Origin of the sequence: Actinoplanes sp. G11-F43 (assembly GCF_050589265.1) — a bacterium.
Classification (GTDB): domain Bacteria; phylum Actinomycetota; class Actinomycetes; order Mycobacteriales; family Micromonosporaceae; genus Actinoplanes.
On record NZ_JBNZCE010000014.1, the window covers coordinates 147,414 to 171,727 of the forward strand.

General features: G+C 72.0%; 21 protein-coding genes and 2 tRNA genes. 21 read left to right on the forward strand and 2 right to left on the reverse strand.

Features of this window, described 5'->3' with window-relative positions; genetic code table 11:
- Positions 1 to 19 precede the first annotated feature (19 nt).
- The 14 genes from ACQ0O7_RS15975 to ACQ0O7_RS16040 all read left to right on the forward strand — a co-directional run bounded on the left by ACQ0O7_RS15975 (position 20) and on the right by ACQ0O7_RS16040 (position 13,608).
- Positions 20 to 1,615 carry a beta-1,3-glucanase family protein gene (locus tag ACQ0O7_RS15975; RefSeq protein ID WP_430782844.1) on the forward strand — a complete coding sequence of 532 codons (1,596 nt, stop codon included), beginning with the start codon at positions 20 to 22 and terminating at the stop codon, positions 1,613 to 1,615.
- A 23-nt stretch (positions 1,616 to 1,638) separates the two neighbouring features.
- A tRNA-OTHER gene (locus ACQ0O7_RS15980) sits at positions 1,639 to 1,711 on the forward strand.
- 35 nt (positions 1,712 to 1,746) lie between these two features.
- Positions 1,747 to 2,853, forward strand: a complete 1,107-nt coding sequence (locus tag ACQ0O7_RS15985) for a gala protein (RefSeq protein ID WP_430782845.1) — start codon at positions 1,747 to 1,749, stop codon at positions 2,851 to 2,853.
- Complete coding sequence (locus tag ACQ0O7_RS15990) at positions 2,850 to 4,433, forward strand: ankyrin repeat domain-containing protein (protein ID WP_430782846.1); 1,584 nt, start codon at positions 2,850 to 2,852, stop codon at positions 4,431 to 4,433. The genes ACQ0O7_RS15985 and ACQ0O7_RS15990 overlap by 4 nt, the downstream gene beginning before the upstream one ends.
- Positions 4,434 to 4,480: 47 nt before the next feature.
- Positions 4,481 to 4,555 (forward strand) — tRNA-OTHER (locus ACQ0O7_RS15995).
- A gap of 25 nt (positions 4,556 to 4,580) precedes the next feature.
- Complete coding sequence (locus ACQ0O7_RS16000; RefSeq protein WP_430782847.1) at positions 4,581 to 6,062, forward strand: ankyrin repeat domain-containing protein; 1,482 nt, start codon at positions 4,581 to 4,583, stop codon at positions 6,060 to 6,062.
- A complete protein-coding gene (locus ACQ0O7_RS16005) occupies positions 6,059 to 7,237 on the forward strand; it encodes an AAA family ATPase (RefSeq protein WP_430782848.1) in 1,179 nt (392 codons plus the stop codon). Before ACQ0O7_RS16000 ends, ACQ0O7_RS16005 begins: the two co-directional genes overlap by 4 nt.
- Entirely contained in the window at positions 7,227 to 8,408 is a 1,182-nt protein-coding gene (locus ACQ0O7_RS16010; protein ID WP_430782849.1) for a vWA domain-containing protein, read from the forward strand. The genes ACQ0O7_RS16005 and ACQ0O7_RS16010 overlap by 11 nt, the downstream gene beginning before the upstream one ends.
- A 227-nt stretch (positions 8,409 to 8,635) precedes the next feature.
- Positions 8,636 to 9,481 (forward strand): hypothetical protein, encoded by an 846-nt coding sequence (locus ACQ0O7_RS16015; RefSeq protein WP_430782850.1) that lies wholly within the window; start codon positions 8,636 to 8,638, stop codon positions 9,479 to 9,481.
- Between the two features lie 62 nt (positions 9,482 to 9,543).
- A complete protein-coding gene (locus ACQ0O7_RS16020; protein ID WP_430782851.1) occupies positions 9,544 to 10,089 on the forward strand; it encodes an RNA polymerase sigma factor in 546 nt (181 codons plus the stop codon).
- Positions 10,086 to 10,880, forward strand: coding sequence for a zf-HC2 domain-containing protein (locus ACQ0O7_RS16025; protein WP_430782852.1), 795 nt, complete (start codon positions 10,086 to 10,088; stop codon positions 10,878 to 10,880). Before ACQ0O7_RS16020 ends, ACQ0O7_RS16025 begins: the two co-directional genes overlap by 4 nt.
- A gap of 12 nt (positions 10,881 to 10,892) precedes the next feature.
- Positions 10,893 to 11,696, forward strand: a complete 804-nt coding sequence (locus tag ACQ0O7_RS16030) for an ATP-binding cassette domain-containing protein (RefSeq protein ID WP_430782853.1) — start codon at positions 10,893 to 10,895, stop codon at positions 11,694 to 11,696.
- Positions 11,693 to 13,024: a hypothetical protein gene (locus ACQ0O7_RS16035; RefSeq protein WP_430782854.1), complete on the forward strand. Its 1,332-nt coding sequence runs from the start codon at positions 11,693 to 11,695 to the stop codon at positions 13,022 to 13,024. Before ACQ0O7_RS16030 ends, ACQ0O7_RS16035 begins: the two co-directional genes overlap by 4 nt.
- A complete protein-coding gene (locus ACQ0O7_RS16040; protein WP_430782855.1) occupies positions 13,021 to 13,608 on the forward strand; it encodes a hypothetical protein in 588 nt (195 codons plus the stop codon). Before ACQ0O7_RS16035 ends, ACQ0O7_RS16040 begins: the two co-directional genes overlap by 4 nt.
- A gap of 47 nt (positions 13,609 to 13,655) precedes the next feature.
- Here ACQ0O7_RS16040 and ACQ0O7_RS16045 read toward each other — a convergent pair whose 3' ends face one another.
- The gene (locus ACQ0O7_RS16045) at positions 13,656 to 14,636 is read right to left on the reverse strand and encodes a helix-turn-helix transcriptional regulator (protein ID WP_430782856.1); all 981 of its coding nucleotides are present in this window, start codon (positions 14,634 to 14,636) and stop codon (positions 13,656 to 13,658) included.
- A 56-nt stretch (positions 14,637 to 14,692) separates the two neighbouring features.
- On the opposite strand from ACQ0O7_RS16045, the gene ACQ0O7_RS16050 reads away from it, so the two are divergent.
- Both ACQ0O7_RS16050 and ACQ0O7_RS16055 read left to right on the forward strand, forming a co-directional pair.
- On the forward strand, positions 14,693 to 14,989 hold the full coding sequence (locus tag ACQ0O7_RS16050; protein ID WP_430782857.1) for an alpha/beta fold hydrolase: 297 nt from the start codon (positions 14,693 to 14,695) through the stop codon (positions 14,987 to 14,989).
- A complete protein-coding gene (locus ACQ0O7_RS16055) occupies positions 14,977 to 15,990 on the forward strand; it encodes a nitronate monooxygenase (protein WP_430782858.1) in 1,014 nt (337 codons plus the stop codon). The genes ACQ0O7_RS16050 and ACQ0O7_RS16055 overlap by 13 nt, the downstream gene beginning before the upstream one ends.
- Positions 15,991 to 16,310: 320 nt before the next feature.
- Here ACQ0O7_RS16055 and ACQ0O7_RS16060 read toward each other — a convergent pair whose 3' ends face one another.
- Positions 16,311 to 16,499 (reverse strand): tautomerase family protein, encoded by a 189-nt coding sequence (locus ACQ0O7_RS16060; RefSeq protein ID WP_430782859.1) that lies wholly within the window; start codon positions 16,497 to 16,499, stop codon positions 16,311 to 16,313.
- Positions 16,500 to 16,674: 175 nt separating this feature from the next.
- On the opposite strand from ACQ0O7_RS16060, the gene ACQ0O7_RS16065 reads away from it, so the two are divergent.
- The 5 genes from ACQ0O7_RS16065 to ACQ0O7_RS16085 all read left to right on the forward strand — a co-directional run bounded on the left by ACQ0O7_RS16065 (position 16,675) and on the right by ACQ0O7_RS16085 (position 24,265).
- The gene (locus ACQ0O7_RS16065; RefSeq protein WP_430782860.1) at positions 16,675 to 18,189 is read left to right on the forward strand and encodes a sodium:solute symporter family protein; all 1,515 of its coding nucleotides are present in this window, start codon (positions 16,675 to 16,677) and stop codon (positions 18,187 to 18,189) included.
- Positions 18,190 to 18,344: 155 nt separating this feature from the next.
- On the forward strand, positions 18,345 to 19,139 hold the full coding sequence (locus ACQ0O7_RS16070; RefSeq protein WP_430782861.1) for an IclR family transcriptional regulator: 795 nt from the start codon (positions 18,345 to 18,347) through the stop codon (positions 19,137 to 19,139).
- Between the two features lie 95 nt (positions 19,140 to 19,234).
- Entirely contained in the window at positions 19,235 to 19,780 is a 546-nt protein-coding gene (locus ACQ0O7_RS16075) for a PadR family transcriptional regulator (RefSeq protein ID WP_430782862.1), read from the forward strand.
- Positions 19,781 to 19,791: 11 nt separating this feature from the next.
- On the forward strand, positions 19,792 to 21,540 hold the full coding sequence (locus ACQ0O7_RS16080; protein WP_430782863.1) for an acyl-CoA dehydrogenase family protein: 1,749 nt from the start codon (positions 19,792 to 19,794) through the stop codon (positions 21,538 to 21,540).
- A gap of 430 nt (positions 21,541 to 21,970) precedes the next feature.
- Positions 21,971 to 24,265, forward strand: coding sequence for a putative bifunctional diguanylate cyclase/phosphodiesterase (locus ACQ0O7_RS16085; protein ID WP_430782864.1), 2,295 nt, complete (start codon positions 21,971 to 21,973; stop codon positions 24,263 to 24,265).
- Positions 24,266 to 24,314 lie beyond the last annotated feature (49 nt).

Sequence of the window (24,314 nt, forward strand, 5' to 3'; positions counted from 1 at the left end):
CTCACCCCAGGGGGTTTCATTGTTCGTCAAACGCGCCGTTCTGGCGTTCCTGCTAGCTCTGCCCGCCGTCCTCAGCATCCCCGCCACGCCCGCCGCAGCCGTCGGCCCGGATCTGCTCCCGGTCACGGTCACCAACAACTCCGGCCGCTCCGACGCCGTCCACCTCTACATCCTCGCCAAGAACATCAACACCGGGCGATTGGGGTACGTCAACGGGGCCGGACAGTACTTCGACTGGCCGGCCGGCGGACTCCCGCCCACACCCGCCCCGGACGTGTCCATCCCCGGCCCGGCCAACGGCGCCAGCGTCACCGTCCGCTTCCCGCGGTTCATCTCCGCCCGGCTGTACTTCTCACTCGGCCGCAAGATCGACTTCCGGCTCACCCCGGACGGCCTGGTCCAGCCCGCGCCCTGGGCCGCCGGCGACCCCAACCGCGACGTGCTGTTCGACTGGTCCGAGTTCACCTACAACAACGAGGGGCTGTGGCTCAACAGCTCCCAGGTGGACATGCTCTCCATGCCGCACGCCGTCGCCGTCACCGGAGCCGACGGGCGCACCATCCGTTCCGGCGACCCGATCGCCAACGGCCGCGAGAACATCATCAGCCAGATCCGCGCCAACCCCGACTTCGCCCGGTCCGTCCACACCCGGTCGGACGGCACCGTGCTGCGGGTCCTCGCCCCCGGAAAAGCACTCGGCGCGGGACTGATGAACGCCAATTACCTGGACGCGTACATCAATTCGGCCTGGAACGCCTACACCAGCCGCACCCTCACCGTGGTGCCTCGGGTGAACGAGCCGAACCGGCGGTTCTTCGGCCGGACCGTCGGCAACAACATGGTCTTCACCGACTCCAGTAACGCGCAGGTCGCCACGGTCGCCAAACCCAGCGGCTCGAACGTGTGGGGCTGTGACGGGGTGTTCAACGCCGCCAACGTCCCGCCGTTCATCGAACCCGAGATCAAACGCACCCTGTGTACGGCCCTCAACCGCGGCACCCTCGGCACCTCGACGCAGGAACCGGTCCTGGACGCCTCGCAGTTCTACCGCAACAGCGCGGCCAACCACTATTCGCGGATCATGCACGCGAACATGGCCGACGGAAAAGCCTACGGATTCGCGTACGACGATGTCGGCGGTTTCGAGTCCCTCGTGCACAGTGGCGACCCCCGGTCGGCCGCGATCATCATCTCCCCGTTCACCGGCGGCGGCACCACCCCACCGCCCACCACCGGCAACGCGCTGATCAGCAGCCTCAACAACAAGTGCCTGGACGTGCCGAACGGCAACTTCTCCGACGGCGTCCAGGTGCAGATGTGGACCTGCAACGGCACCGCCGCCCAGCGCTGGGAGGCCACCGGCGGCACCCTGAGGACCGGCAACAACAAGTGCCTCGACGTGGCCTGGGGCTCCACCGCCAACGGCGCGGCCATCCAGATCGCCAACTGCTCCGGCAACCCCGCCCAGCAGTGGGTGCTCAGCGGCGCCGGCGACCTGGTCAACCCGCAGGCCAACAAGTGCCTCGACATCGGCGCCTCCAACGCCGCCGACGGCGCCAGACTGGTCCTGTGGGAATGCCAGGGCGGAGCCAACCAGAAGTGGCGCCGCGGATGAGATGACGTATGCTCCGGCGCGGCGAAGTCGTAGCGCAGAGGTCGTCGCGCCTTGGCATCGAGCAGGAGGACGCCGGTTCGAATCCGGCCGGCTTCGCCCCTGACTGATTCATCCGGGACGGGGAGGCCACAGTGGACGACACGGTCGTCGTGCGGTGTCCCGCCATCAGCAACCCGGACCTGGGCCTGGCCGACCCGGGCGACTTCGACGGCATCCTCGGCCGGCTCGGCGCCCCCGAGCCGGTCACCGCGCCGCAGGAGTTCGCCCGCGGCCTGATCCGCCCGGACGGCCGGGTCGACCTCTGCAAACAGGGTGTCGGCCCGGACCAGGCCGCGATCATCACCCGGGCCGCGGCCGGCTCCCCGCACGTCGCCCACCTGCTGCTGGGCACCAACGGCCTGGGCACCGACGGCGCCCGCGCGGTCGCCGGGCAACTCACCCCCGGACACGGCGTGCGCACCGTCTACCTGGGCTGCAACCGGATCGACGTGGACGGCGCCGGCGCCCTGGCCGACCGGCTGGCCGCCGACACCGAGATCCGCGCCCTGTGGCTCAAACGCAACCCGGTCGGCGACGACGGTGTCCGCCGCCTCGCCGAAGCCCTCTCCGAGAACACCACCTTGCGTACGCTGGACCTGGTCAACACCGGGCTGACCGGGTCCGGCCTGGAACCGCTCGCCGACGTGCTGGCCACCCGCCCGCCGGTCCTGGAACGGCTCTTCCTCGGCGGCAACGGCCTGCGCCCCGACGCCGTCGGGGTCCTGACCCGCCTCGTCGTCGAGGGCGGGGTGCGCGAGCTGTTCCTGTCGGTCAACCGTCTCGGCGACGAGGGGGTGGCCGCCCTCGCGGCGAATCTGGCCGGTTACCCGATGACGCTCGGCCTCGGCGGCAACGGCATCACCGACATGACCGCCCTGGCCGCGAACCTGCACGACTGGACCGCCCTCGACCTGTCCCGCCCGCCGTCGGAACGCGCCCTCGGCGGCAGCCCCAACATCGTCGGCGACACCGGCGCCGCCCTGCTCGCCGCGGCCCTGCCCGGCAGCAGCCTGAAGCGGCTCGACGTCCGGTTCACCGAGGTCTCCGGGCGCGGCGCGAAACTGCTGCTGGCCGCCGGCGCCGGGCTGGACCACCTGGGCATCAACGGCGGCGTGCCCCGGCGCATGCGGCGCGCGGCCCCGCGCGCGGCCGGCCTGCCGCACGAGGACATCACCGCGATCGTGAGCGTCTACCGGTGAGCGGCCACGACCCGGCCGCGCTCGCCGAGTGGCAGCGCATCCGCCGCTACGCCGTCCCCGAACGGATGATCACCGAAGGTGCGGCGGCCCGAGCCGACGGCGACTGGCGGCGGGCGTGCGCGGCCGGTGACGTCGACGTGCTGATCGACGACGCCGGGCCGGTCCGGCACCTGCTCGCCGGGTTCGCCCCCGACCTGCTGCGCTGGCACATCCCGCGCGCCCTCGGCGGCTACACCGCGATCGCCGTGGACACCCGCTACGTGCTCGTGCCCGGCGACGGCACCGTCGGCCCGGCCGATCCCGCGCTGGTCGTGGACAGCCCGGCCTCGCTGTTCGGCTCCCAGCGGCTCACTCTCCGCGCGGTCCCGTGGGAGGACCTCGCCGACGAGATGGTGATCCCGGTCCCGGCCCACCTGTGGGACGCCCGGCACGCCACCGGACTGCGGACCGCGCTGGGCGGATCGGCCGAACGGATGCCCGGCTTCGCCCCCGACGGCACCCCACTGCCCGACGACGCGCTCGGCATCGGCGACGACCCGCCGGCCCGCACCGAACGGGTCCACCGCCGGGACACCCTGGCCGCCGCGTTCACCGAAGCGGGCGCCGAGATCCTGGGCGAGTGGACGGACCGCGACCTGGCCCCGGTCCTCGACCCGGCGCGGGTGATCCGGCTGGCCCGTGAGCTGACCGCGCGGATCGGCACCGGGGAGTGGGCGCTCTGGATCGACCACCACATCTGCCTGCACATCGTGGTCGACGACAGCACCGTGTGGGTGGAATGGAAGACCCTCAACTGGTCCGACCGCGATTCACCACTGCGTGACCTGCACCGGATCGACACCGCGCTGACCCGCCGGGCCGTCGACCTCGACCTGATCCGGGCCGGGCGCCTCACCGCGGGGCAGTTGCATCCGCTGGTGCGGGCGGCGCTGTTCCCGGGCGTACCGGCAAGCGGTCCGTCGGATCCGGTTTCGCCGGAACCGGTGCGGGTGCGCTGCCACGGCCGGTGGCACGAGATCGGCGTCGACCGGGGGCGGCTCGCCCTGACCGCGCACACCGAGGAGGAACGGCGGCGCGAACGGGCGATGCGGGCGTTCGGCGGGGCGGTCACCGGATGCTTCGCCGTCGAACAGACCTGGTCCGGTACGGCCGGGCGGCTCCCCGAACGCCTGCGCGCCCACCGCGAGGACCTGTGGCAGCGGATGCTGCACGGCGGCACCCGGGCCGTGCTGGAACTGCTCGACGACGGCATGGACCCGCACCTGCGTGACAGTCGCGGCCGGACCCTGATGCACCGACTGCGGTCGTACGACCATCGGGTGCTGTTCCCCCGCCTGCTCGCCGCCGGACTCGACATCGGCGCCCGCGACCTGGAGGGCAGCACCCCGCTCTTCCTGGCGGTCGTCTACCAGGCCCCGGCCGACCTGATCATCGCCCTGGTGGACGCGGGCGCCGACCCGCACGCGCCCAACCAGGACGGCATGTCGGTCGTCGACTACCTCGACGACGTCCTGGACTACCGCGAGGACCTGGACCCGGACTTCGCGACGGCCGTCGCCCACATCCGCGAGCGGGCGTAAACCGGTGGCGGAAATGTCGGAGGTCTCACGTATGCTCGCCGCGCGGTGGGGTCGTAGCGCAGAGGTCGTCGCGCCCGGCATCAACTGGGAGGACGCCGGTTCGAATCCGGCCGGCTCCACCATGTGACGTTCACGGGGGAGGGCGGGATGAGCCGCGACGACAGTTCGGTCATCCGTGACTGGGAGCGGATCCGGCGCTACGCGGTGCCGACCTGGATGATCGCCGAGTGCACCGCGGCCCGGGCGCGCGGCGACTGGCGGGCCGCCTGCGAGGCCGCCGGGGTCGAGGTCGACATCGACGACGAGGCGCCGGTGGCCGATCTGCTGGCCGGGTTCGCCCCCGACCTGTTGCGCTGGCACCTGCCGCGCACACTGCACGGTTCCACAGCGGTCTGGGCCGACCGGCGCTATCTGCTGGCCGCCGAGCCGGCCGGGGAGTTCTCGCTGCTGGTGCGGACTTTCCCGACCGAGCGCCTCACCCTGCGGGCGGTGCGGTGGGGCGAGCTGGCGGCCGGGCCGGTCATCGTGGTCCCGGCCTATCTGTGGGATGCCCGCCGGGCGATGCAGCTGCGCGAGCCGGCGTCGTTCACCGCACCCGCCGCGACGGCCGACGAGCTGCAGGGGTGGCTCGACGCCGGCTGGGACTACCGGGCCGACCAGTCGCGGCGGGCCTCGCTGTTCGACCCGCACACGACCCGGCTGAACCCGCTGCTGGTGGCGCACGAGCTGCGCCGGGTGATCGCCCAGTTCGGGGTCACCACCTGGCCGCTGCACTCCGCGTGGTCCTCCTCGCCGCCGCGGGCCTGTCTGAAGGCCGAGGACGGCCGGTTCCGGATCGCGCCGCACACCAGGGACGACCGGGAGCAACGGCCGGTGCTGATGCTGCACCCGGACATGCTTCGCCCACCGGTGGACCTGCAACTGGTCGGCGCGGGTGTGCTCCGGCCCGAGCAGCTGCATCCGCTGGTGCGGGCCGCGCTGTTCCCGGCCGGGCCGTCCACACCGGAGCCGGACGCCTTGCCGGGGCTGTTGCGTGACGAGATGTTCCGGGTCCGCTGCCGCGGGCTCTGGCACTGGGTGGGGGTGCGTTCCGGGCGCATCGACCTGACCGAGCACCACGACAGCGAGCGCGAGCGGGAGCACGCCCTCGCCGCGTTCGGTGGGCGGATGTCCGGCTGTTTCGCCGCCGAGCGGGCCTGGTTCGGTGGCCCCGGCCGGCTGCCCCGCGGTCTCCGGGATCATCGCCGTGACCTGATGCTGCGCCTGGAGCACGGTGGGGTGCGGCTGCTGGAGGCGATGCTGGACGCCGGCCTGGACCCACGATTGCGTGACGCCGGCGGCCGCACCCTGATCCACATGCTGCGCACCTTCGGCGATCCGGGGCTGCTGCCCCGGCTGACCGCCGCCGGGCTGGACGTCAACACCGCCGACAAGCAGGGCTACACCCCGCTGTACGAGGCGGTCCAGCAGCACTGGCCGTCGCGTTACATCATCGCGCTGGTCGACGCGGGCGCCCACACCCGCGCCAGCGTGCAGGGCGTGTCGCTCCGGCAGTACATCGCCGCCATGGGCGAGAGCAAGAACCCCGATCTGACGGCCGCCATCACCCACATCCGGAGGAACCAATGACCGCGCGGCTCGACGCCGCCGACTCGCTGCTGCGCCGGATCCGGGTCACCAGGACCGAACCGGTCACCGACCACCGGGCCACCGCCCTGGCCCTGTGCGTGGCGGCGAACCTGCCGGTGCTGCTCTGGGGCGAGCCGGGCATCGGCAAGTCGGCCACCCTCGCCCAGCTCGCCGACGGTCTCGGGGTGCCGCTGGAGACGGTGATCGCCAGCGTGCACGAGCCGTCCGACTTCGCCGGCCTGCCGATCGTCGGCGACGACCCGGCCGTGCAGGGTGTGCCGATGGCGCCACCCGACTGGGCGGTCCGGCTGGCCCGCCGCGGCCGGGGGCTGCTGTTCTTCGACGAGCTGTCGTCGGCGCCGCCGGCCGTGCAGGCGGCCCTGCTGCGGGTGGTGCTGGAACGCCGGGTCGGCAGCCTGGTCCTGCCCGAGGAGGTGCGGATCGTGGCAGCGGCCAACCCGCCGTCCAGCGCCGCCGACGGCTGGCACCTGAGCCCGCCGCTGGCCAACCGGTTCGTGCACCTGCACTGGAGGCACGATCCGCGGACCGTGGCCCGGGGCCTGGCCGGGGTGTGGCCGAGGATCGAGGTGCCCGCGGTGGACGCCGATCGGGCGGCGAACGCGCTGGCCAAGGCCCGTGGTGTGATCGCCGGGTTCCTCACCGCCCGGCCCGGCCTGACCCACCACCTGCCGTCGGACGCGGAGGCGCGGGGCGGGGCGTGGCCCTCACCGCGTACGTGGGACATGGTGTTGCGTCTTCTGGTCTTCCACTTCTGCGCGGGCACCGGGCGGGAGGCGCTGGCCACCGCGGTGATCGGCGCGGTCGGTGACGGCGCCGGGCTGGAGTTCACCACCTACCTGGACGAGCTGGACCTGCCGGACCCGGAGCGGGTGCTGGCCAACCCGTCGGCGTTCGCCCTGCCCGAGCGCGGCGACCGGCAGCTGGCGTTCCTGACCGCGGTGGTCGCCGCGATCGAGGCGTCGGTGACCCGGCAGCGCTGGGAGGCCGGCTGGGAGGTGCTGGCCAAGGCGGTCGACGCCGGGGTGCCGGATGTGGCCGCGCGGGCCGCGTTCGACCTGGCCCGGATGCGGGATCCGCAGTGGCCGGTGCCGGCGTCGATCGACGCGTTCCTGGGTGTGCTGACCGCGTCGGGGATGCTGCCCGGTGCCGCCTGACCCGTCACTGGACCGGACGAGGTTGCTGGGCGCGCGGCTGAAGGCGGCCGGCGCCCAGCCGTACCTGGCGTCGGCCCTGTACAGCCTGACCGTGGTGCCCAGCCACGACGTGCCGACGATGGGGGTCGACCGGCACTGGCGCTGCTACGTCAACCCGGGGTTCGTCGACGCCACCCCGGTGCACGAGCTGGCCGGGGTGTGGGTGCACGAGGTCGCCCACCTGCTGCGCGACCATCACGGCCGGGCTGATCTGCTGCCCGCCGGGGTGCGCCACGACCATCGCCGGGTCAACCTGGCCCAGGACTGCGAGATCAACGACGACCTGTCGTCACTGCCGACCAACGCGGTGCGGCCGGAGCATTTCGGGCTGCCCGAGGGGCAGATGTTCGAGCAGTACCTGCCCGGCATCCCGGCCACCCCGCCGCATCCGCAGTGCGGTTCCGGAGCGCACGGGCAGACGATGCCGTGGGAGTCGTCGCAGGCCGCCCGGGTCAGCCCGGTGGAGGCCGGGGCGCTCCGCCGGCAGACCGCCCAGGAGATGCGGGCACACGTCAAGGCCCGGGGCCGGATCCCCGGCGGCTGGCAGCGCTGGGCCGACGAGATCCTGGAGCCGTCCGTCGACTGGCGGCGCGCCCTGACCGGGGCGGTGCGGGAGGCCGCGGCGTGGGCGTCCGGCGCCGTCGACTACACCTATCAGCGCCCGTCGCGGCGGGATGCCGCGGTGCGCGGGGTGGTCTTCCCGAGTCTGCGGCGGCCGATGCCCCGGGTGGCGGTGGTGGTCGACACCTCCGGGTCGATGGGGCCCGGCGAGCTGAAGGCGGTCCTCGGCGAGGTGGCCGGGGTGCTGCGCGCGGTGGGCATCGGCCGCAACCGGGTGACCGTGCTGTCGTGTGACGCCGACGTGCACACCGTGCGCCGGGCCGCCACGATCGGTGACGTGGTGCTGGCCGGCGGCGGTGGTACCGACATGCGGGTCGGCATCGACCGGGCGTTGCGGGGCCCGGAACGGCCGCACATCATCATCGTCCTGACCGACGGCTGGACCCCGTGGCCGGACGCCCGGCCCGGCAACGTCCGGGTGGTCGCCGGGCTGGTCGGCACGGCCCCCGGCAGCGTGCCCGCCTGGATCGAGACGATCCGGATCCCGCTGGCGACCGGCACGACGGCGTAGGACGAACAGAACCTTCGCCGGGACACACGAAGCAGGCCTTCCACGCCCCTCGCCGACTACGGAAGTTTGTGTGCCGCCGCCTAAACTGAGCCGGTGGGTGAGCGGGTGATGGCGCTGGTCGCCGTGCTGGTGCTGGTGGCCGCCGGCGGGTGTGCCGAGGACGTCGGCTTCGGCCCGACCGAGCTGCCGGAGCGGCTCGGACCGTCGGCTCCGGTCGTGCACGACCGGTGGAGTCCTGCGACACGGCGCCCGGACGGTCGGCGGAGCAGCCGAGCGGTGACGCGCAGGACGCGCTGACCATGCCGCTGCTCGGCGACGGATTCCAGCCGGTGGCCGCGGTGATCTGCGCGGTCGGGACCCGGGAGCGGCCGGGCGGCGGCACCGAGATCGTCGCCTCCGAGTCACGTGCCACCGGCCTGGGTGCGCTGCTGGCCGGGCTGCGCCTGCCGGACGCCACCGTCGGCGCCGAGGTGTGCACCATGGACCTGCCGAGCGTGCCCTGGCTGGTCCTGGTCGACGCGGACGGCCGGTGGATCCGCCCGGGGGTGCCGATCGACGAGTGCGGCAAACCCCGCACCGAATACCGCGAGGCCTTCTACGCCCTGACCACCACCGAGGTCAGCAGCCGGGTGATCGGTCTGGCGGAGTCCGACGGGGCGGCGAGCAGCGGCTGCGCCCAGACCTGGGGTGACATGGCGTGGGCGATGGGCGGCACCGGCAACGACTTCGCGACCACCCTCGCGCCGCTGCCGGCGACCACGACGGTCCAGCGCTGCGTCTACTTCGTCCCGGAGGCGGAGCGCGGCACCGCCAAACCGGCCGGTGACTTCCGGGCCGGCGGACCGATGCCGGCGGCCGAGTGGACCGTGATCCGGGCCGAGATCGAGGCGTCCGCGCCCGCCTCCGCCGCGTGCGCCACCCCGGCCAGCGGCTTCGCCGTGCTGCAGTTCGGGGGCGGCGGCATCCTCTACGTGGAGAAGGACGGCTGCCGGCGGATCCTGGTCGAGCCGCCGACCGGGTCCACCGGCTACCGGCAGAGCAGCGACCGCCTCACCACGATCCTGTTCGGCTGAGGTGTGATCCATTGCACTCGCGTTCGTGATCCGTGGGCGGGCGCCGCGACGATCAGTCGGGTGTGAAGGTAACCGAGGCGAGTGAGGCGCGGCTGCTGCGGCGTATCGCCCGCGGCGACCGTGAGGCGTTCGACGAGCTGTACCGGCGCACGTCGCCGTACCTCGCGCTGCGCCTGCGACGGCGCTGCTCCGACGACGGGATCGTGGCCGAGGCGATCCAGGACACCTATCTGAGCGTGTGGCGGGCCGCCGGTTCGTTCGGCGACGCGCGCGGCGCGGAGGGCGCGGCCGGCTGGCTGTGGACCATCGCCGCCCGCCGGCTCGTCGACATCCTGCGCAGCCGGGAACGCATCCGGGAGACCCCGGCCGAGGTGCTGCCGGAACGCAGCGTGCCGGCCGCCGAGGACGAGGTGCTCGCCGCCACCGTCAGCGACGAGGTCGGGGACGCCCTCGGGCGGCTCGCCCCCGACCTGCGTGAGGTGCTGCGGGCGATGGTCCTCGACGGGCTGACCGTCCGGGAGACGGCCGTCCTGCTCGGGGTGCCGGAGGGCACGGTCAAGAGTCGCGCCCGGCGGGCCCGGGTGGCGTTGCGGGAGGCACTGTCATGACCACGCATGTCTCGAACGGTTCGCTCACCGCGTACGCCGGCGGTGATCTCGACGAGGTGACCGCCTGGGCGGTCGAGGCACACCTGGAGTCCTGCCCGGACTGCCTGGCCCGGCTCACCGACGCCGCCCCGGCTGACCTGCGGGATCTGCTCGACGGCGCCAAACAGCGGATCGACACCGGAGTGCTGGACGGGCCGGTCCCGGTGCGGCGCAGCCGGTGGCGGCGGCTGGCCTGGCACGGCGCGTCCTGGTCGCTGCCCCCGGTGGCGGCGGTGACGGTGCTGGCGGTGGCAGCGGCGTTCCTGCTGGAGCGGGTGTTCCCGAACCGGCCGTCGCTGGTGCTGCTGTTCGCGCCGGTGGCGCCGCTGGCCGGACTGGGTTTCGCCTGGTCCCGGCACAGCGACAGGTCGTGGGAGGTGGTCGCGGGCACCGCGCGGGCCGGGCTCGAGCTGCTGTTGCGCCGCACCGTCGCGGTCCTGCTCGGGGTCCTGCCGCCGCTCGCCGTCGCGGGCTGGTCGCTGGACCGGGAACCGGCGCTGTGGCTGCTGCCGTGCCTCACCTTCACCGCGGCGACGGTGCTGCTCGGCAGCCTGATCGGGGTGTCCCGGGCGGCGGCGGTGCTCGGCGGCGGCTGGCTGCTCGCCGTCGCGGCCCCGGCCGTGGCCGCCGCCGCGACACCGGTCCTGCTGCAACCGGCGAGCACGCCCGGCTGGGCGATCGCCGCACTGATCATCACCGCTCTGGTCCCGCTGCGCTCCGGCGCGCTGGCCAGGGTCGACAGCTGGAACTGAGAGGGAGACCCGATGATTCGCGCGGTCAGCGCACATGAGGTACGGCCCCGGGCGTACGCCTGGGACGTCGAGGCGGCACGACTGCGGCTGAAAGCCGGCCGGCACCTGGCCGTCGACGGCCTGGACCTGTCGTTGGGGCCGGGCGTGCACGGGCTGCTCGGCCCGAACGGCGCCGGCAAGACCACCCTGATGCGGGCCCTGTCCACGGTGGTCAAACCGGCCGGCGGCACCCTGCGCCTGCTCGGCGCGGACGTCACCGACCGGCGGGGCCTGCGCGGGCTGCGCAGCCGGCTGGGTTACCTGCCCCAGGACTTCGGCTACTACCCGCGGTTCACCGTGCGCGACTACGTGGAGTACATGGCCTGGCTGCGGGAGATGCCGAAACCGTCGATCCCGATGGCGGCGCAGCGGGCCATCGACCGGGTCGGCCTGACCGACCGGGCCGACTCCCGGCTCAAGGCGCTGTCCGGGGGCATGCTGCGGCGGGCCGGGATCGCCCAGGCCATCGTCAACGACCCGGCGCTGCTGCTGCTCGACGAACCGACCGTGGGCCTGGACCCGGAGCAGCGTGTCGAGTTCCGCAACCTGCTGCGCGAACTCGGTTCGGACAGCTGCGTGCTGGTCTCCACCCACCTGGTCGAGGACGTGGTGGCGGCCTGCTCCGACGTGGTCGTGATGGACAAGGGCACCCTGGTCTTCCAGGGGCTGCCCACCGACATCGTCCGGCTGGGCGAGACCGACCCGGACGGGATCGGCGACAGCCCGGCCGAGCGCGGCTACTCGGTGCTGCTCAAACGCCACCGGAGGACGGCATGACCAGCCCTCTGCTGATCGAACTGCGCCGGGGACCGGGCAAGGCCCTCGCGCTGACCGTCGCCGTCGTCGGCGCGCTGGCGCTGGCCACCCACAGCGGCCCCTGGCTGCTGTACTGGAACGTGTTCACCTTTGCCGGCTCGTCGGCGATGTTCCTGCTGGTGCCGATCGCCCTGGGTGGCGGTGCGATGCTGGGCCGCCGGGACGGGCACACCCGGGCCGCCGAGCTGATGGGCAGCACCGGCCGCCCGCTGTGGCAGCGGATGCTGCCCGGCGCCACCGCGCTGGCCGCCGCGGTCATCGGCGGCCACCTGCTGCTGCTCGGCACCGGCGCCGCGGTGATCGCGGCCAACGGCGGTGCGCTGGCCGCGCGGGGAGTGCTGTCGGTGCTCGTCGACACCGTGCTGCTGGCCGGTGCGGCGTGGACCGGGATCGCCGCCGGGCGGGCCTGGCCGTCACGGATCCTGCCGCCGGCGCTGGCCACCCTCGCGCTTGTGGTGCAGCTGGCCGCCGAGATCGAGGTGACGGCCGGCGAGCCGAACCCGATGCGCAGCCTCAACCTCAACGGCCAGCCGCCGGGCGCGCACTGGGAGGTGCTCACCGATCAGGCGCTGATGGGCCGGCTGAGCCTGGCCCTGGGGCTGCTGCTGGCCGGCGCGGTGTTCTGGCTGAGCCGGGTCGGGGGCGTGGCGCTGCTGGTGGCCGGGATCGCGGCCACCGTCGCGATCACCCCGGACACCCAGCCGGACCGCTACCGCATCGACCTGGCCGCACAGCGGCTGGTGTGTGCCGACGGCACCCCGGAGGTCTGTGTCACCGCCGTACACGCGCATCTTCTTCCGTCGGTGACCCCGCAGGTCCGGGCCGCTCTGGAGAGACTCGGCCGGCTGCCGGACGCCCCGACCCGGGCGGTGGAGTGGCGTGCCGAGAAGGTCGCCACCGGCGACGACCTCGACCACACCGGCGCCACCCCGAGGATCGAGCCGGGCACTGTCGCGTTCCGCCTCGACGTGGACACCCGGGACACCGACCCGGACCTGGAGGCCAGCATCCTGGCCGGCGCCGGGACCACGGCCAACGGGTGCGAGCCGCGGGACCTGGACGCGCTCTGGGCGGCCGGGGCGTGGCTGTCCGGCCGGGACACCCTGGAGGTGACGGACTACGTGTTCGGGATGTTGCCGGCCGACGACTCCTATCGCAAGATCCTCGCGGAACTGCGCAAGGCCACCCCCGAGCAGCAGGTACGCCGGGTCACCGCCCTGCGTGACGCCGCGAACCGCTGCGAGCAGCGGGATCTGACCGCGATCCTGACCGGGCAGCGTGCGTCGTGAGCCGGTGGCTTCCGCTCTACCTGCGCTCACGGCGGGTTCCGCTCGCGGTGACCGTGTCCGCCGCGGCGGTCACCGTGGTCGGGGTCACCTGGCGTGCCTTCGCCGGGCGTCCCGAGGTGCACACCAGTCTGGCGGTGCTCACCGCGGTCCTGGTGCTGGCCCCGCTGATCTCCACGATGAGCGGTGACGACGACGAGCTGGAGTCGACGGCCGCGCTGCGCTGGCCGCCCCGGCGGGCCCTGCACCTGGCCGGGATCGCGCTGGTGACGTTCGTGCTGATCGCCGGGGCCGGGCCGGCCGGGGTGGACCTCGGTTCCGCCGGGCAGATCCTGCGCAACAGCGCCGGGCTGGCCGGGCTGGCCGGGATCGGGGTGGCGCTGGCCGGGGTGCAGTTCGCCTGGCTGGCCCCGGTGGTGTGGGCCGGTGTCCAGGCGATGGGTTCGCCGGGACACGAGATGTGGAGTCAGATGGTGTTCTGGCTGCTGCAGCCGGCGGCCAGCCGGCCGTCCGCGCTGCTGGCGGGTGCTCTGGCGGTGACCGGGCTGATTGCCTACGCCGCCCGGATCGGCCGGGTGACCGGTTGACCCGTGGTGATTTCCGGCGCGGAGCGCCCCGGAAATCACCACACGGTTCAGCCGGCGTCGGCGGGGCCGCTTCCGCTTCTGCCGGCGGCGGTCAGGCGGGCGGCGAGGCGGGCGATCTCGTCGCGCAGCGCGTCCGGGGTCTCCACGGTGAAGTCCCAGCCCAGGCCGGCGAGCATCTGGGCCATGCCGTCGAGACGCTCGGCGCGGGCGGTCAACCGGACCCCCGACGGGGTACGGGTGAGCGTCGCCACCGTCGCCGGGATCCGCCGGCGGGCCTGCTCGAGATCGGTGTCCAGCAGCACGGAGATCTCGTGCCGCCAGTTCCCGGACGCCAGCCCGGCCGCGACCCGCTCGCCGGGGTCGAACCCGGCCGGCACCTCGAACGTGCCGTCGGTGACCTGGACGGCACCGATCCGGTCGACGCGGAACGTGCGGACCGCGCCCCGATCGTGGTCGTGCCCGGTGACGAACCACCGGCCACCGTGGAAGACCAGCCCGTACGGATCGAGGCGCCGCCCGCCCGGCCCGGCATCCGGCTTGGTGTAGGTGAACGCGATCGGCCGCCGGTCGCTGACCGCCCCGGCCAGGGTGAGCAGGGTGCCGGCCGGGGTGTGCGGCGGCTCCGGCCGGTCGGTGGCGAACCCGGTGGTGGCCAGCAGCGCGTCGATCCGGGCGCGCAGCGGGGCCGGCAGCACCCGCTGGATCTTGGCGAGGGCGGTCTCCCCGGCGGTGGCGGTGCTGCCGAGCCCGGTCCGCCGGCCGGCGACCAGGCCGAGCAGCACCGCCACCGCCTCGTCGTCGGTGAGCATCAGCGGCGGCAGGCGGTATCCGGGGGCCAGGGTGTAACCGCCGTACCGCCCGCGGCGCCCCTGCACCGGGATGCCCAGCTCGGCCAGGTGCAGGGCGTAGCGGCGGACGGTGCGCTCGTCGACGCCGAGCCGGGTGGCGAGCTGCCCGACGGTGTGACCGGCGGGGCTGGCCTGGAGCAGTTCGAGCAGACCGAGCACCCGGCCCAGAGACTGTGGCATGAGCCACACTTTATATCGGGCGTTTGCTGTCCGGTATAGCTCGTAGCGTGGTTCACATGACGACATACGTGCTGGTACCGGGATTCTGGCTGGGTGGTTGGGCGTGGGACGAGGTCGCAGCCCGGCTGCGCGCGGACGGCCACGAGGTGCACGCGGTCTCCCCGTCCCTGGCCGCCGGCACCACCGTAGAGGACCACATCGAGCATGTCACCACGCTGCTCGGCGGGCTGGACGAGGTGGTGCTGGCCGGGCACAGCTACGGCGGGCTGGTGGCCACCGCGGCCGCCGACCGGATGTTCTCCGCGCCGCGGGAGTTGGCGGGCCTACTACTGTCGGCGGGATGCGTGATCTGATCCGGCCGCTCGTCGTCGCCCCGATGGCCGGTGGGCCGTCCACCCCCGCCCTGGTGGTGGCGGCGGCCCGGGCCGGGGCGGCCGGGTTCCTCGCGGCCGGCTACAAGACACCGGAGGCGGTCGAGGGCGAGCTGCGGGCGGTGCGGGCCGAGGGGGTGGCGTACGGGCTGAACATCTTCGTCCCGGCCGCGCCCCCACCGGATCCGGCGGCGATCGACCGCTATCGGCGGCTGTTGCAGGCCGAGGCCGACCGGTACGGGGTGGACCTCCCGCCGGTGCGCCTGCGCGACGACGACCACTTCGCCGCCAAGATCGAGCTGGCGGTCACGTACGCGCCGCCGCTGGTCAGTTTCGCCTTCGGGGTGCCGGACCGCGGCGTGGTCACGGCGCTGCGGGCGGCCGGTTCGGCGGTGGCGATCACGGTGACCACGGCCGCCGAGGCGCACCGGGCGCTGGCCGCCGGGCCGGACCTGCTGATCGCCCAGGGCGGCACCGCGGGCGGGCACTCGTCGACCACCAGCCCGGCCGGCTATCGCGGGGACACCACGGCCGGGCAGATCCTGGCGGCGGTCCGCGCGGTCACCGGCCTGCCGGTGATCGCGGCCGGTGGCACCGCGAGCGCGGCGGACGTGCGGGAGTTGCGCGCGGCGGGGGCGGTGGCCGTACAGGCCGGAACGTTCTTCCTGCTCGCCGCGGAGGCCGGGACCCGGCCGGCGCAGCGGGCCGCCATGCTGTCGCGCGACTTCCAGGAGACCGTGGTGACCAGGGCGTTCACCGGCCAGCCGGCGCGGGCGCTGCGCAACCGGTTCACCGACGGGTACTCCGGGGCCGCCCCGGCCGGCTATCCGGCCCTGCATCACCTGACCGCACCGATCCGGGCGGCCGCCGCCGAACGGGGCGACGCCGGCGCGCTGAACCTGTGGGCCGGCACCGGATTCGCCGCCGCCCACCCGGGCAGCACCGCCGAACTCGTCGCGGAACTGTCGCCCACCCCGGCGTAGCCCAGGGCGTCCACGACCACAGCGACGTCGTCGAACGCTCCCTCAACCGGCTGTCACCGCTTCGGCACCGTCGAGGAGGGCCGGGCGATCCGCCGGGCCGTCGCCGCCACGCGCCGCGAGGTCACCGGGCCCGGCTACCACGCCGACGACCCCGAACCGTACCTGGACGTCCCCCTGCTCCGGCCGATCCGCTGGCCGGTCCGAGGGCGCCGGCGGGGGAACACGACCGCTGGACCGTGCTGCCCCACCGGGCGCGGGGCGTCTGTGCCCGCGTACGGCCCGGTCGCGTGCGGCGCGACCGGGCCCTCGTCGCCGGTGTGTCAGGGACGGTCGGACTCCAGTACCCCGCCGTTGGCCACGTCCTCCCGTTCGATCTCGTCGAAGCGGATGCGCACCGAGGCTCTGCGCGCCTTGAGGATGTCGACCGCGGCGGCGGTGACGGCCTCGGCGAACTCCCGTCTCTGGTCCAGCGTCCGGCCGGACAGTAGTTCAACGGTGATGTTGGGCATCGATCCTCCCGGTTTTCATCGACAGGAACATTGTTCCGGCACATAGAACGCCGTCAACCCCTGGTGCATGGACGAACATCTTTGTGTTCCGTGTATTGACATGATGTTTCATGTAGCAGAACATCCACGCAGCGCAACATTCCGGTAACCCACGCCACATCTGGAGGGGGAGCTCGTGACCGCGCTCGACTGGTCGGTTCTCAGCGCATATTTCCTGGTCATGATCGCTATCGGCCTGTGGGCCAAGAGCCGCGTCCACAGCGTCGCCGACTTCTTCACGGCCCGCGGCATGATCCCGTGGTGGTTGTCCGGGATCTCGCATCACATGTCCGGCTACAGCGCGGTCATGTTCGTCGCGTTCGCGGCCGTCGCCTACAACTACGGGCTCGCCATGTACGTCTGGTGGGCCCTCACCATCGGCATCGGTGTCGGTATCGGCGCGTTCGTCTTCGCCGCCCGCTGGAACCGGCTGCGTTCCAAGTACGGGGTGGCCTCGCCGCTGGAATACCTGGCCCGCCGCTACAACGTGCCCACCCAGCAGGCACTCGCCTACAGCGGCGCGGCGCTCAAGGTGGTGGACATCGCCGCCAAGTGGGTGGCCATCGCGGTGCTGCTGCGCGGTTTCGCCGGGGTGCCGATCCTGTGGGGCATCCTGCTCACCGGCGTGGTCACCCTGATCTACATCACCGCCGGTGGACTGTGGGCCGACGTGCTGACGGACTTCGGGCAGTTCGTGATCCAAGGTGTGGCCGGCATCGCGATGTTCTTCGCGTTCCTGGCCCATCTCGGCGGGGTGTCGGCACTGTGGACGATGTGGGGCGACCTGCCGGAGGGCCACGGCGATCCGTTCAGTGGACCGTACACGTTGACGTTCTTCCTCGCCCTGTTGTTCATCAAGACGTTCGAGTACAACGGCGGCATGTGGAACCTGGCGCAGCGTTACATGGCCGCGCCGTCCGGGTCCGCGGCCCGGCGCTCGGCTCTGCTGTCCAGCGGGCTCTGGCTGGTCTGGCCGCTGATCCTGTTCCTGCCGATGTTCGCGGCGCCGCTGATCGTTCCCGGACTTGCCAACCCCGAGCAGGCGTACGTCGAACTGGCCAAGATCCTGCTGCCCCCCGGTGTGATCGGTCTGGTCCTGGCCGGTTTCTTCTCGCACACGATGGCGATGGTGTCCTCGGACGCCAACGTGATCTCGTCGGTGGTCACCCGGGACATCGCCCCGCGGATCGTCCGGCGGGTGCGTGACCTGAGCGAGAGTGGTGCGCTGACGTTCGCCCGGATCACCACGTTCGCGTTCGTGGCGATCAGTATGGTGATCGCGATCAGCACCGAGGGTCAGGGCGTGGTTCTGAAGATCGTGGTCGATCTGGTCGCGGCGACGATGGGCCCGATCTCCATCCCGCTGATGCTCGGGTTGCTGCCCTGGTTCCGGCGTAGTGGGCCGACCGCCGCACTGGTCTCGTGGGCCGCCGGGCTGGGTGTCTGGGTGGTGGTCAAGTGGATCATGGAAGAGACCAGCCAGACCATGGTGGTCGGTGTCCCGCTGGTCACCTCGCTGGTGCTGTATGTGGTGATCGGCCTGCTCAAGCCGGAGCGCACCGCTCAGCGCGACGACCTCGTCGACTCGCTGGAGACCGATCCGGGACCGGACACCCGCCCGGTCACCGCATCCGCCGCCGAGGACCGTTGATGGTGGTACGCCGGGTGCCGCCGGAGCGTCGATGGCGGCCGGCGTCGCGCCCAGCCGCGGGGCGGAGCTGCCGGCGGGTGGCGTCACGCCTGGTCGTGGCGCCGGGCGGCCGGTGGTGGCCGCGGCCCGATCCGCCCGGTCAGTAGGCTGAATCCGTGGTCCGGGAAGGCAGTTCCATCGACAAGACGCTGGCGGTGCTCGAAGCGCTCGCCGAGCACCACCGCGTGACCGATATCGCCGCGGCGACCGGCGTCTCCAAGTCGACCGTGCACCGCATCCTGCAAGCGCTCGTCACCTGGGGTTTCGCCCGCCCGGACGGGCTCGGCACCTACGAGCCCGGCCCCCGGATCCTCACCCTGGCCGGCCGGGTCATGCACCGTTTCGATCCGGCCCGGCAGGCTTCCGGAGCGTTGCTCGCGCTGCGTGAGGCCACCGGCTTCACCACCCACTTCGCGATCCGCAGCGCCGACGAGGCGGTCTATGTGGACAAGCAGGAGGGCCGGCGGCCGTACCAGATGCCGTCCCGGATCGGCATGAGCATCGCGCTGCACACCACCGCCATCGGCAAGGCCGTGCTGGCCGAGATGAGCGACGAGGAGGTCCTGGCGATCTGCCGGCGGACCGGACTCGCGGCGCGCACCCCGCGCACCCTGACCAGCGAGGAGGACCTGCTCACCCACCTGGCCCGGGTGCGCGCCCTCGGCTACGCGGTCGACGACGAGGAGAACGAGCCGGGCATCCGATGCGTCGGTGCGGCCGTCTTCGATCACACCGGTCAGGTGCTGGGCGGCATCTCGGTGTCCACTCTGGCGATGGACATGGACATGACCGGTCTGGCCGGCCGCGCCCCGGACGTGGTGGCCGCGGCCCGTGAGGTGTCCGCCGCGCTGGGCGCCGCCGCTCCGTCGGCCGCCCCGCCATCAATCGCCGACCTGCCCGGCGGCCGCTGATCCGTTCCGGTCGCGGGGGACGAGGCCGGAGTCGCGCACGGCGAGCACCGAGAGGCGCCCTTGCTATGCAACTCGGTGCATAGCAGGATGCGGGGATGGCCCTGGAACACGCGATCCTCGTCTCGCTGCTGGAGCAACCCGGTTCGGGGTACGAGCTGGCGCGACGGTTCGAGCGCTCGATCGGCCGGTTCTGGACCGCCACCCACCAGCAGATCTACCGGGTGCTCAAGCGGATGGAGAGCGACGGCTGGATCGCCGGGCGCGACGTCGGGCAGGACGGGCGGCCGGACAAGCGGACATTCTCGGTCGGGCCGCTCGGGCGTGACGTGCTTGTCGAGTGGCTGCGGGCGCCGGTGCAGCCGGAGGCGGTGCGGCACGAGCTGGCCGTCAAGATCCGGGGTGCGGCGTTCACCGGCGCGGCGGGCCGAGCCGAGTTGCTGGCCGAGGTGGAGCGGTATCGGGCCGACCACGAGGCGCTGCTGGCCACGTACGTGAATGGTGAGAAAAGGGATTTTCCTGATCTTGAGCGGCTTGATGCCGGGGAGCGGCTCCAACATGTGGTGCTGCGCGGCGGCATCGCCTACGAGCGGATGCTCCTCGACTGGCTCGACGACGTCCTCGACACGCTCCGGGCACTCTGAAAGGACCTGCTGTGCTCTTCAACCCGCACACCTACGACCCCACGCACCTGGACGCGGAGTCCCGGCGGCTACTGCTCGCGCTGATCGCCTTCTTCGAGGACCGGGGCAAGAAAACCCTGATCAAAAACTACATCGACCGTACGTGGTACGACGACTTCCTCGCCTTCTCCGCCAAGCAGGGCCTGTTCGCGACGTTCCTGACCCCCGCCGCCGACGCCTCCTCCACCGCCACCGCCGTGTCCGATCCCGCCTCCTCCCCGGCTGTCCCGGACAAACGCTGGGACACCGCCCGCAACGCCGCGCTCAGCGAGATCCTCGGGTTCTACGGACTCGACTACTGGTACACCTGGCAGGTCACCGTGCTCGGCCTCGGACCGGTGTGGCAGAGCGCCAACACCCATCAGCGCCGCCGGGCCGCCGAACTGCTCGACGACGGGCACGTGATGGCGTTCGCGTTGTCCGAACGTGGTCATGGCGCCGACATCTACGCCACCGACATGATCCTGACGCCGACCGGGGACGGCGGGTTCACCGCGAGTGGCACCAAGTACTACATCGGCAACGGCAACGTCGCCGGTCTCGTCTCGGTCTTCGGCCGCCGCTCGGACATCGAGGGCCCGGACGGCTACGTGTTCTTCGCCGCCGACAGCAGGCACGAGAACTACCACCTGATCAAAAACGTGGTCGACAAGCAGATGTACGTCAGCACGTTCGAGCTGGCCGACTATCCCGTCGATGCGGCCGACGTGCTGCACACCGGCAAGGCCGCCTTCGACGCCGCGCTCAACACCGTCAACGTGGGCAAGTTCAACCTGTGCACGGCCGCGATCGGCATCTGTGAGCACGCCATGTACGAGGCGGTCACCCACGCCCACCGGCGGATGCTCTACGGCCGGCCGGTGACCGCGTTCCCGCACGTGCGGCGGGAGCTGACCGACGCGTACGCCCGGCTCGTCGCCATGAAGCTCTTCAGTGACCGGGCCGTGGACTACTTCCGCAGTGCGGGACCCGAGGACCGCCGCTACCTGCTGTTCAACCCGATGACGAAGATGAAGGTGACGACCGAGGGGGAGAAGGTCGTCGATCTGATGTGGGATGTGATCGCGGCCAAGGGCTTCGAGGCGGACACCTACTTCGACAAGGCGGCGATGGACATCCGCGGCCTGCCGAAGCTGGAGGGCACCGTACATGTGAATCTCGCGTTGATCCTCAAGTTCATGCCGCAGTACCTGTTCAACCCGGACGTGTTCGAGCCGGTGCCGACCCGGCACGACCCCGCCGACGACGAGTTCCTGTTCCGGCAGGGGCCGGCGCGCGGGCTCGGGGCGATCCGGTTCCACGACTGGCGGATCGCCTACGACGCCCGCGCCGATCTGCCGAACGTGGCCCGCTTCCGGGAACAGGCCGACGGCTTCTGTGACCTGCTGCGCCAGCACGCCCCGACCGATGAACAGCAGAAGGACCTGGACTTCCTGCTGTCGGTCGGGCACCTGTTCGCGCTGATCGTCTACGGTCAGCTGATCCTGGAGCAGGCCGCCCTGGCCGGGATCGACGACCGGCTGCTGGACGAGATCTTCGCCATCCTGGTGCGCGACTTCTCCGGATTCGCCACCGAACTGCACGGCAAGGCGGCGACCACCCCGGAACAGGCGGAATGGGCACTGACCCGGATCCGCCGCCCGGTGGCCGACACCGCCCGCGACGCTGCCGTCTGGGAGCAGGTGCTGTCCCTGGTGGGCGCCTACGAGATGACCCCCTGACCCGTGTGGTGATTTCCGGCATGCTTCGCGCCGGAAATCNCGTTTTGTGGTCGGTTTCGCGCCGCAAGTCGGCACGGTGCCCGTGCCCCCAGCCCGTGTGCCGCTTTCCGGTCGCTCCCGCACCGCAAGTTGGCACGTTGCCCGTGCCCGTGGTTCGCGTGCCGTTTTGTGGTCGGTTTCGCGCCGCAAGTCGGCACGGTGCCCGTGCCCCCAGCCCGTGTGCCGCTTTCCGGTCGCTCCCGCACCGCAAGTTGGCACGTTGCCCGTGCCCGTGGTTCGCGTGCCGTTTTTTGGTTGGTTTCGCGCCGTAAGTTGGCACGTTGCCTGCACCGCCAGTTCGCGTGCTGTTTTGTGGTCGGGGAAAGCTCGGATCTGGAAAGCGTTGTCCGATCTAACCGGCGACCACCGGACCGCGCTGGAAGGACCGCCGTTGAGCAGCACCGAGCCCGCCGGGCGGCCGGTCGACCACCTGCGCCGTGACCCGGTGCTGCGCGGATTGATCGCGATCACGCTGGTCGGCTGTGTGCTGTTCGTGCTCTTCAGCGGTAATCCGGCACGGCAGACGCAGATTTTCTGGATCTTCCAGGTGCCACTCGACGCCGCGCTGGCGGTCGGCGGCTGGCGTCTGCGCCGGATCGCCCACGAACGCTACCGCCGGTTCTGGTCGATGATCGCTTTCGCCGGGGCGTCGTTCACCGTCGGGGACGCGTACCACTCCCTGTCCATCCTGATCTTCCCCGCCGAACCGTCACTGAACGGCAATCTCGTCCAGACGATCTGTTTCACCGTCGGGATGAGCAGCAACGTCATCGCCTGCCTGATCTTCCCGCAGGGCCTGCGGACCGGCCGGGAGAAGTTCATCTTCTGGCTGGACGCCGCCACCGTGCTGGTCGGCGGCGGAGTGGTGGCCTGGTGTTTCGCGTTCAACCCGATCGGCGGTTCACCCAACGACCGGCTGACCGCCAGTGTCACCGCCGCGCTGGTGCTGGTGGCGACGTTCTCGGCCACCAAGGTCGCGCTGATCAAGGACCCGCCGATGGCCCGGATGGCGGCCTGGCCGATGGTCTGCGCGGCGATGGTCCAAGGCGTCAGCACGGTGCTGCCGGGTCACTTCCAAACCCTTGACCACGCGTACGTGTACGTCATCCGCCTGCTGCCGTCACTGTTGATCGCAGTCGGTCCGTGGATCCAGATCATCGTGCTGCGTGCCGGCGACGCCCGCTACACCGCCAAGCGCCGGCCGTACAGCCTGCTGCCGTACGGCATGATCCTGGTGACCTTCGTGGTCTTCTTCATGATGCTGCCGATGTCCGCGTCGTCCCAGCTGGTCGGGGCCACCATCGGCGTCGTGGTGATCACCTGCCTGGTCGCCGGCCGGCAGCTGGTCGCCTTCCACGACAACATGAACCTGATCGACCGGCTGGACGTCGCGCTCGGCGAACTCCGCGATCAGGCCCTGTTCGACGGATTGACCGGTCTCGCCAACCGGACCCATTTCAGTGCCGAGACGGTACGTCTGCTGGACGCCGAATCGACGTTGCTCCTCATCGACCTCGACGACTTCAAGACGATCAACGACACGATGGGGCATGCCGCCGGTGACGCCCTGCTCATCACGGTCGCGAGCCGGCTCCGCGGAGCCCTGCGCGAGACCGACCTGGTCAGCCGGCTCGGCGGGGACGAGTTCGCGGTCCTGCTGCCGCACACCACCGGCGCCGACGCGGACCTGATCGTCAGCGGGATGCTGGGCGCGCTCGCCGAGCCGATCATGCTGCTCCAGCACACCGTGGTCACCCGGGCCAGTGTCGGCGTCACCACCGCGTACCCCGGTGACGACCCGTCGACACTGCTCTCCACCGCCGACATCGCGATGTACGAGGCGAAGCGCCGGGGCAAGGGCATGTCGGTGTCGTACACCGATGAGATGGGTTTCCGGATCTCCGCCGAGGCGGTGCTGATCCGGGAGATGACCCGGGCCATCGACGAAAATGAGTTCGTGCTGGTCTATCAGCCGATCGTGCGGCTCTCCGACGGGACGATCAGCGGGGTGGAAGCGCTCATCCGGTGGAACCATCCGACCCGCGGGCTGGTGTCGCCGATCGAGTTCATCCCGGTCGCCGAGCGCACCGGGCAGATCGTGGACATCGGTCGCTGGGCGCTGCGCGAGGCGTGCCGGCAGGCAGCGGCGTGGATCGGCGAGTTCCCCGGCCGTACCCCCATCTATGTCGGTGTCAACGTCGCCGGCCGGCAGTTGCGGGACCCGAACCTGGTCGCCGACGTGTCCGCCGCGCTGGCCGCGTCCGGGTTGCCCGCCGACGCGCTGCTGATCGAGGTGACCGAGACCGCGGTGCTGGACGACGAGCAGTCCCACGCGACCATGGAGGCCCTGCGTGATCTCGGGCTGCGACTGGCCCTCGACGATTTCGGTACCGCCGCGTCGTCGCTCGGCCTGCTGTTGACGTGCCCGGTCAACTCGCTCAAGCTGGACCGCTCGTTCGTCGAGTCGATCACCACGGTGAGCCGTCAGGCGGCGGTCGCCACCGCGGTCAGCCAGATGGCGGCGGCGCTGGAGTTCGCCTCGGTCGCCGAGGGCATCGAGACCGAGGAGCAGCGTGACCTGCTGCACCGGCTCGGATACCAGTACGGTCAGGGCTACCTCTACTCCCGCCCGGTCCCGCCGGCCCGGATCTCCGCGATGCGTGCCGCTGAGTTGATCAGCGCCTGAGGCCGTTCAGCGCCCGGCCATCCCGGCGGCGGGCATCGTGCTCTGCTCA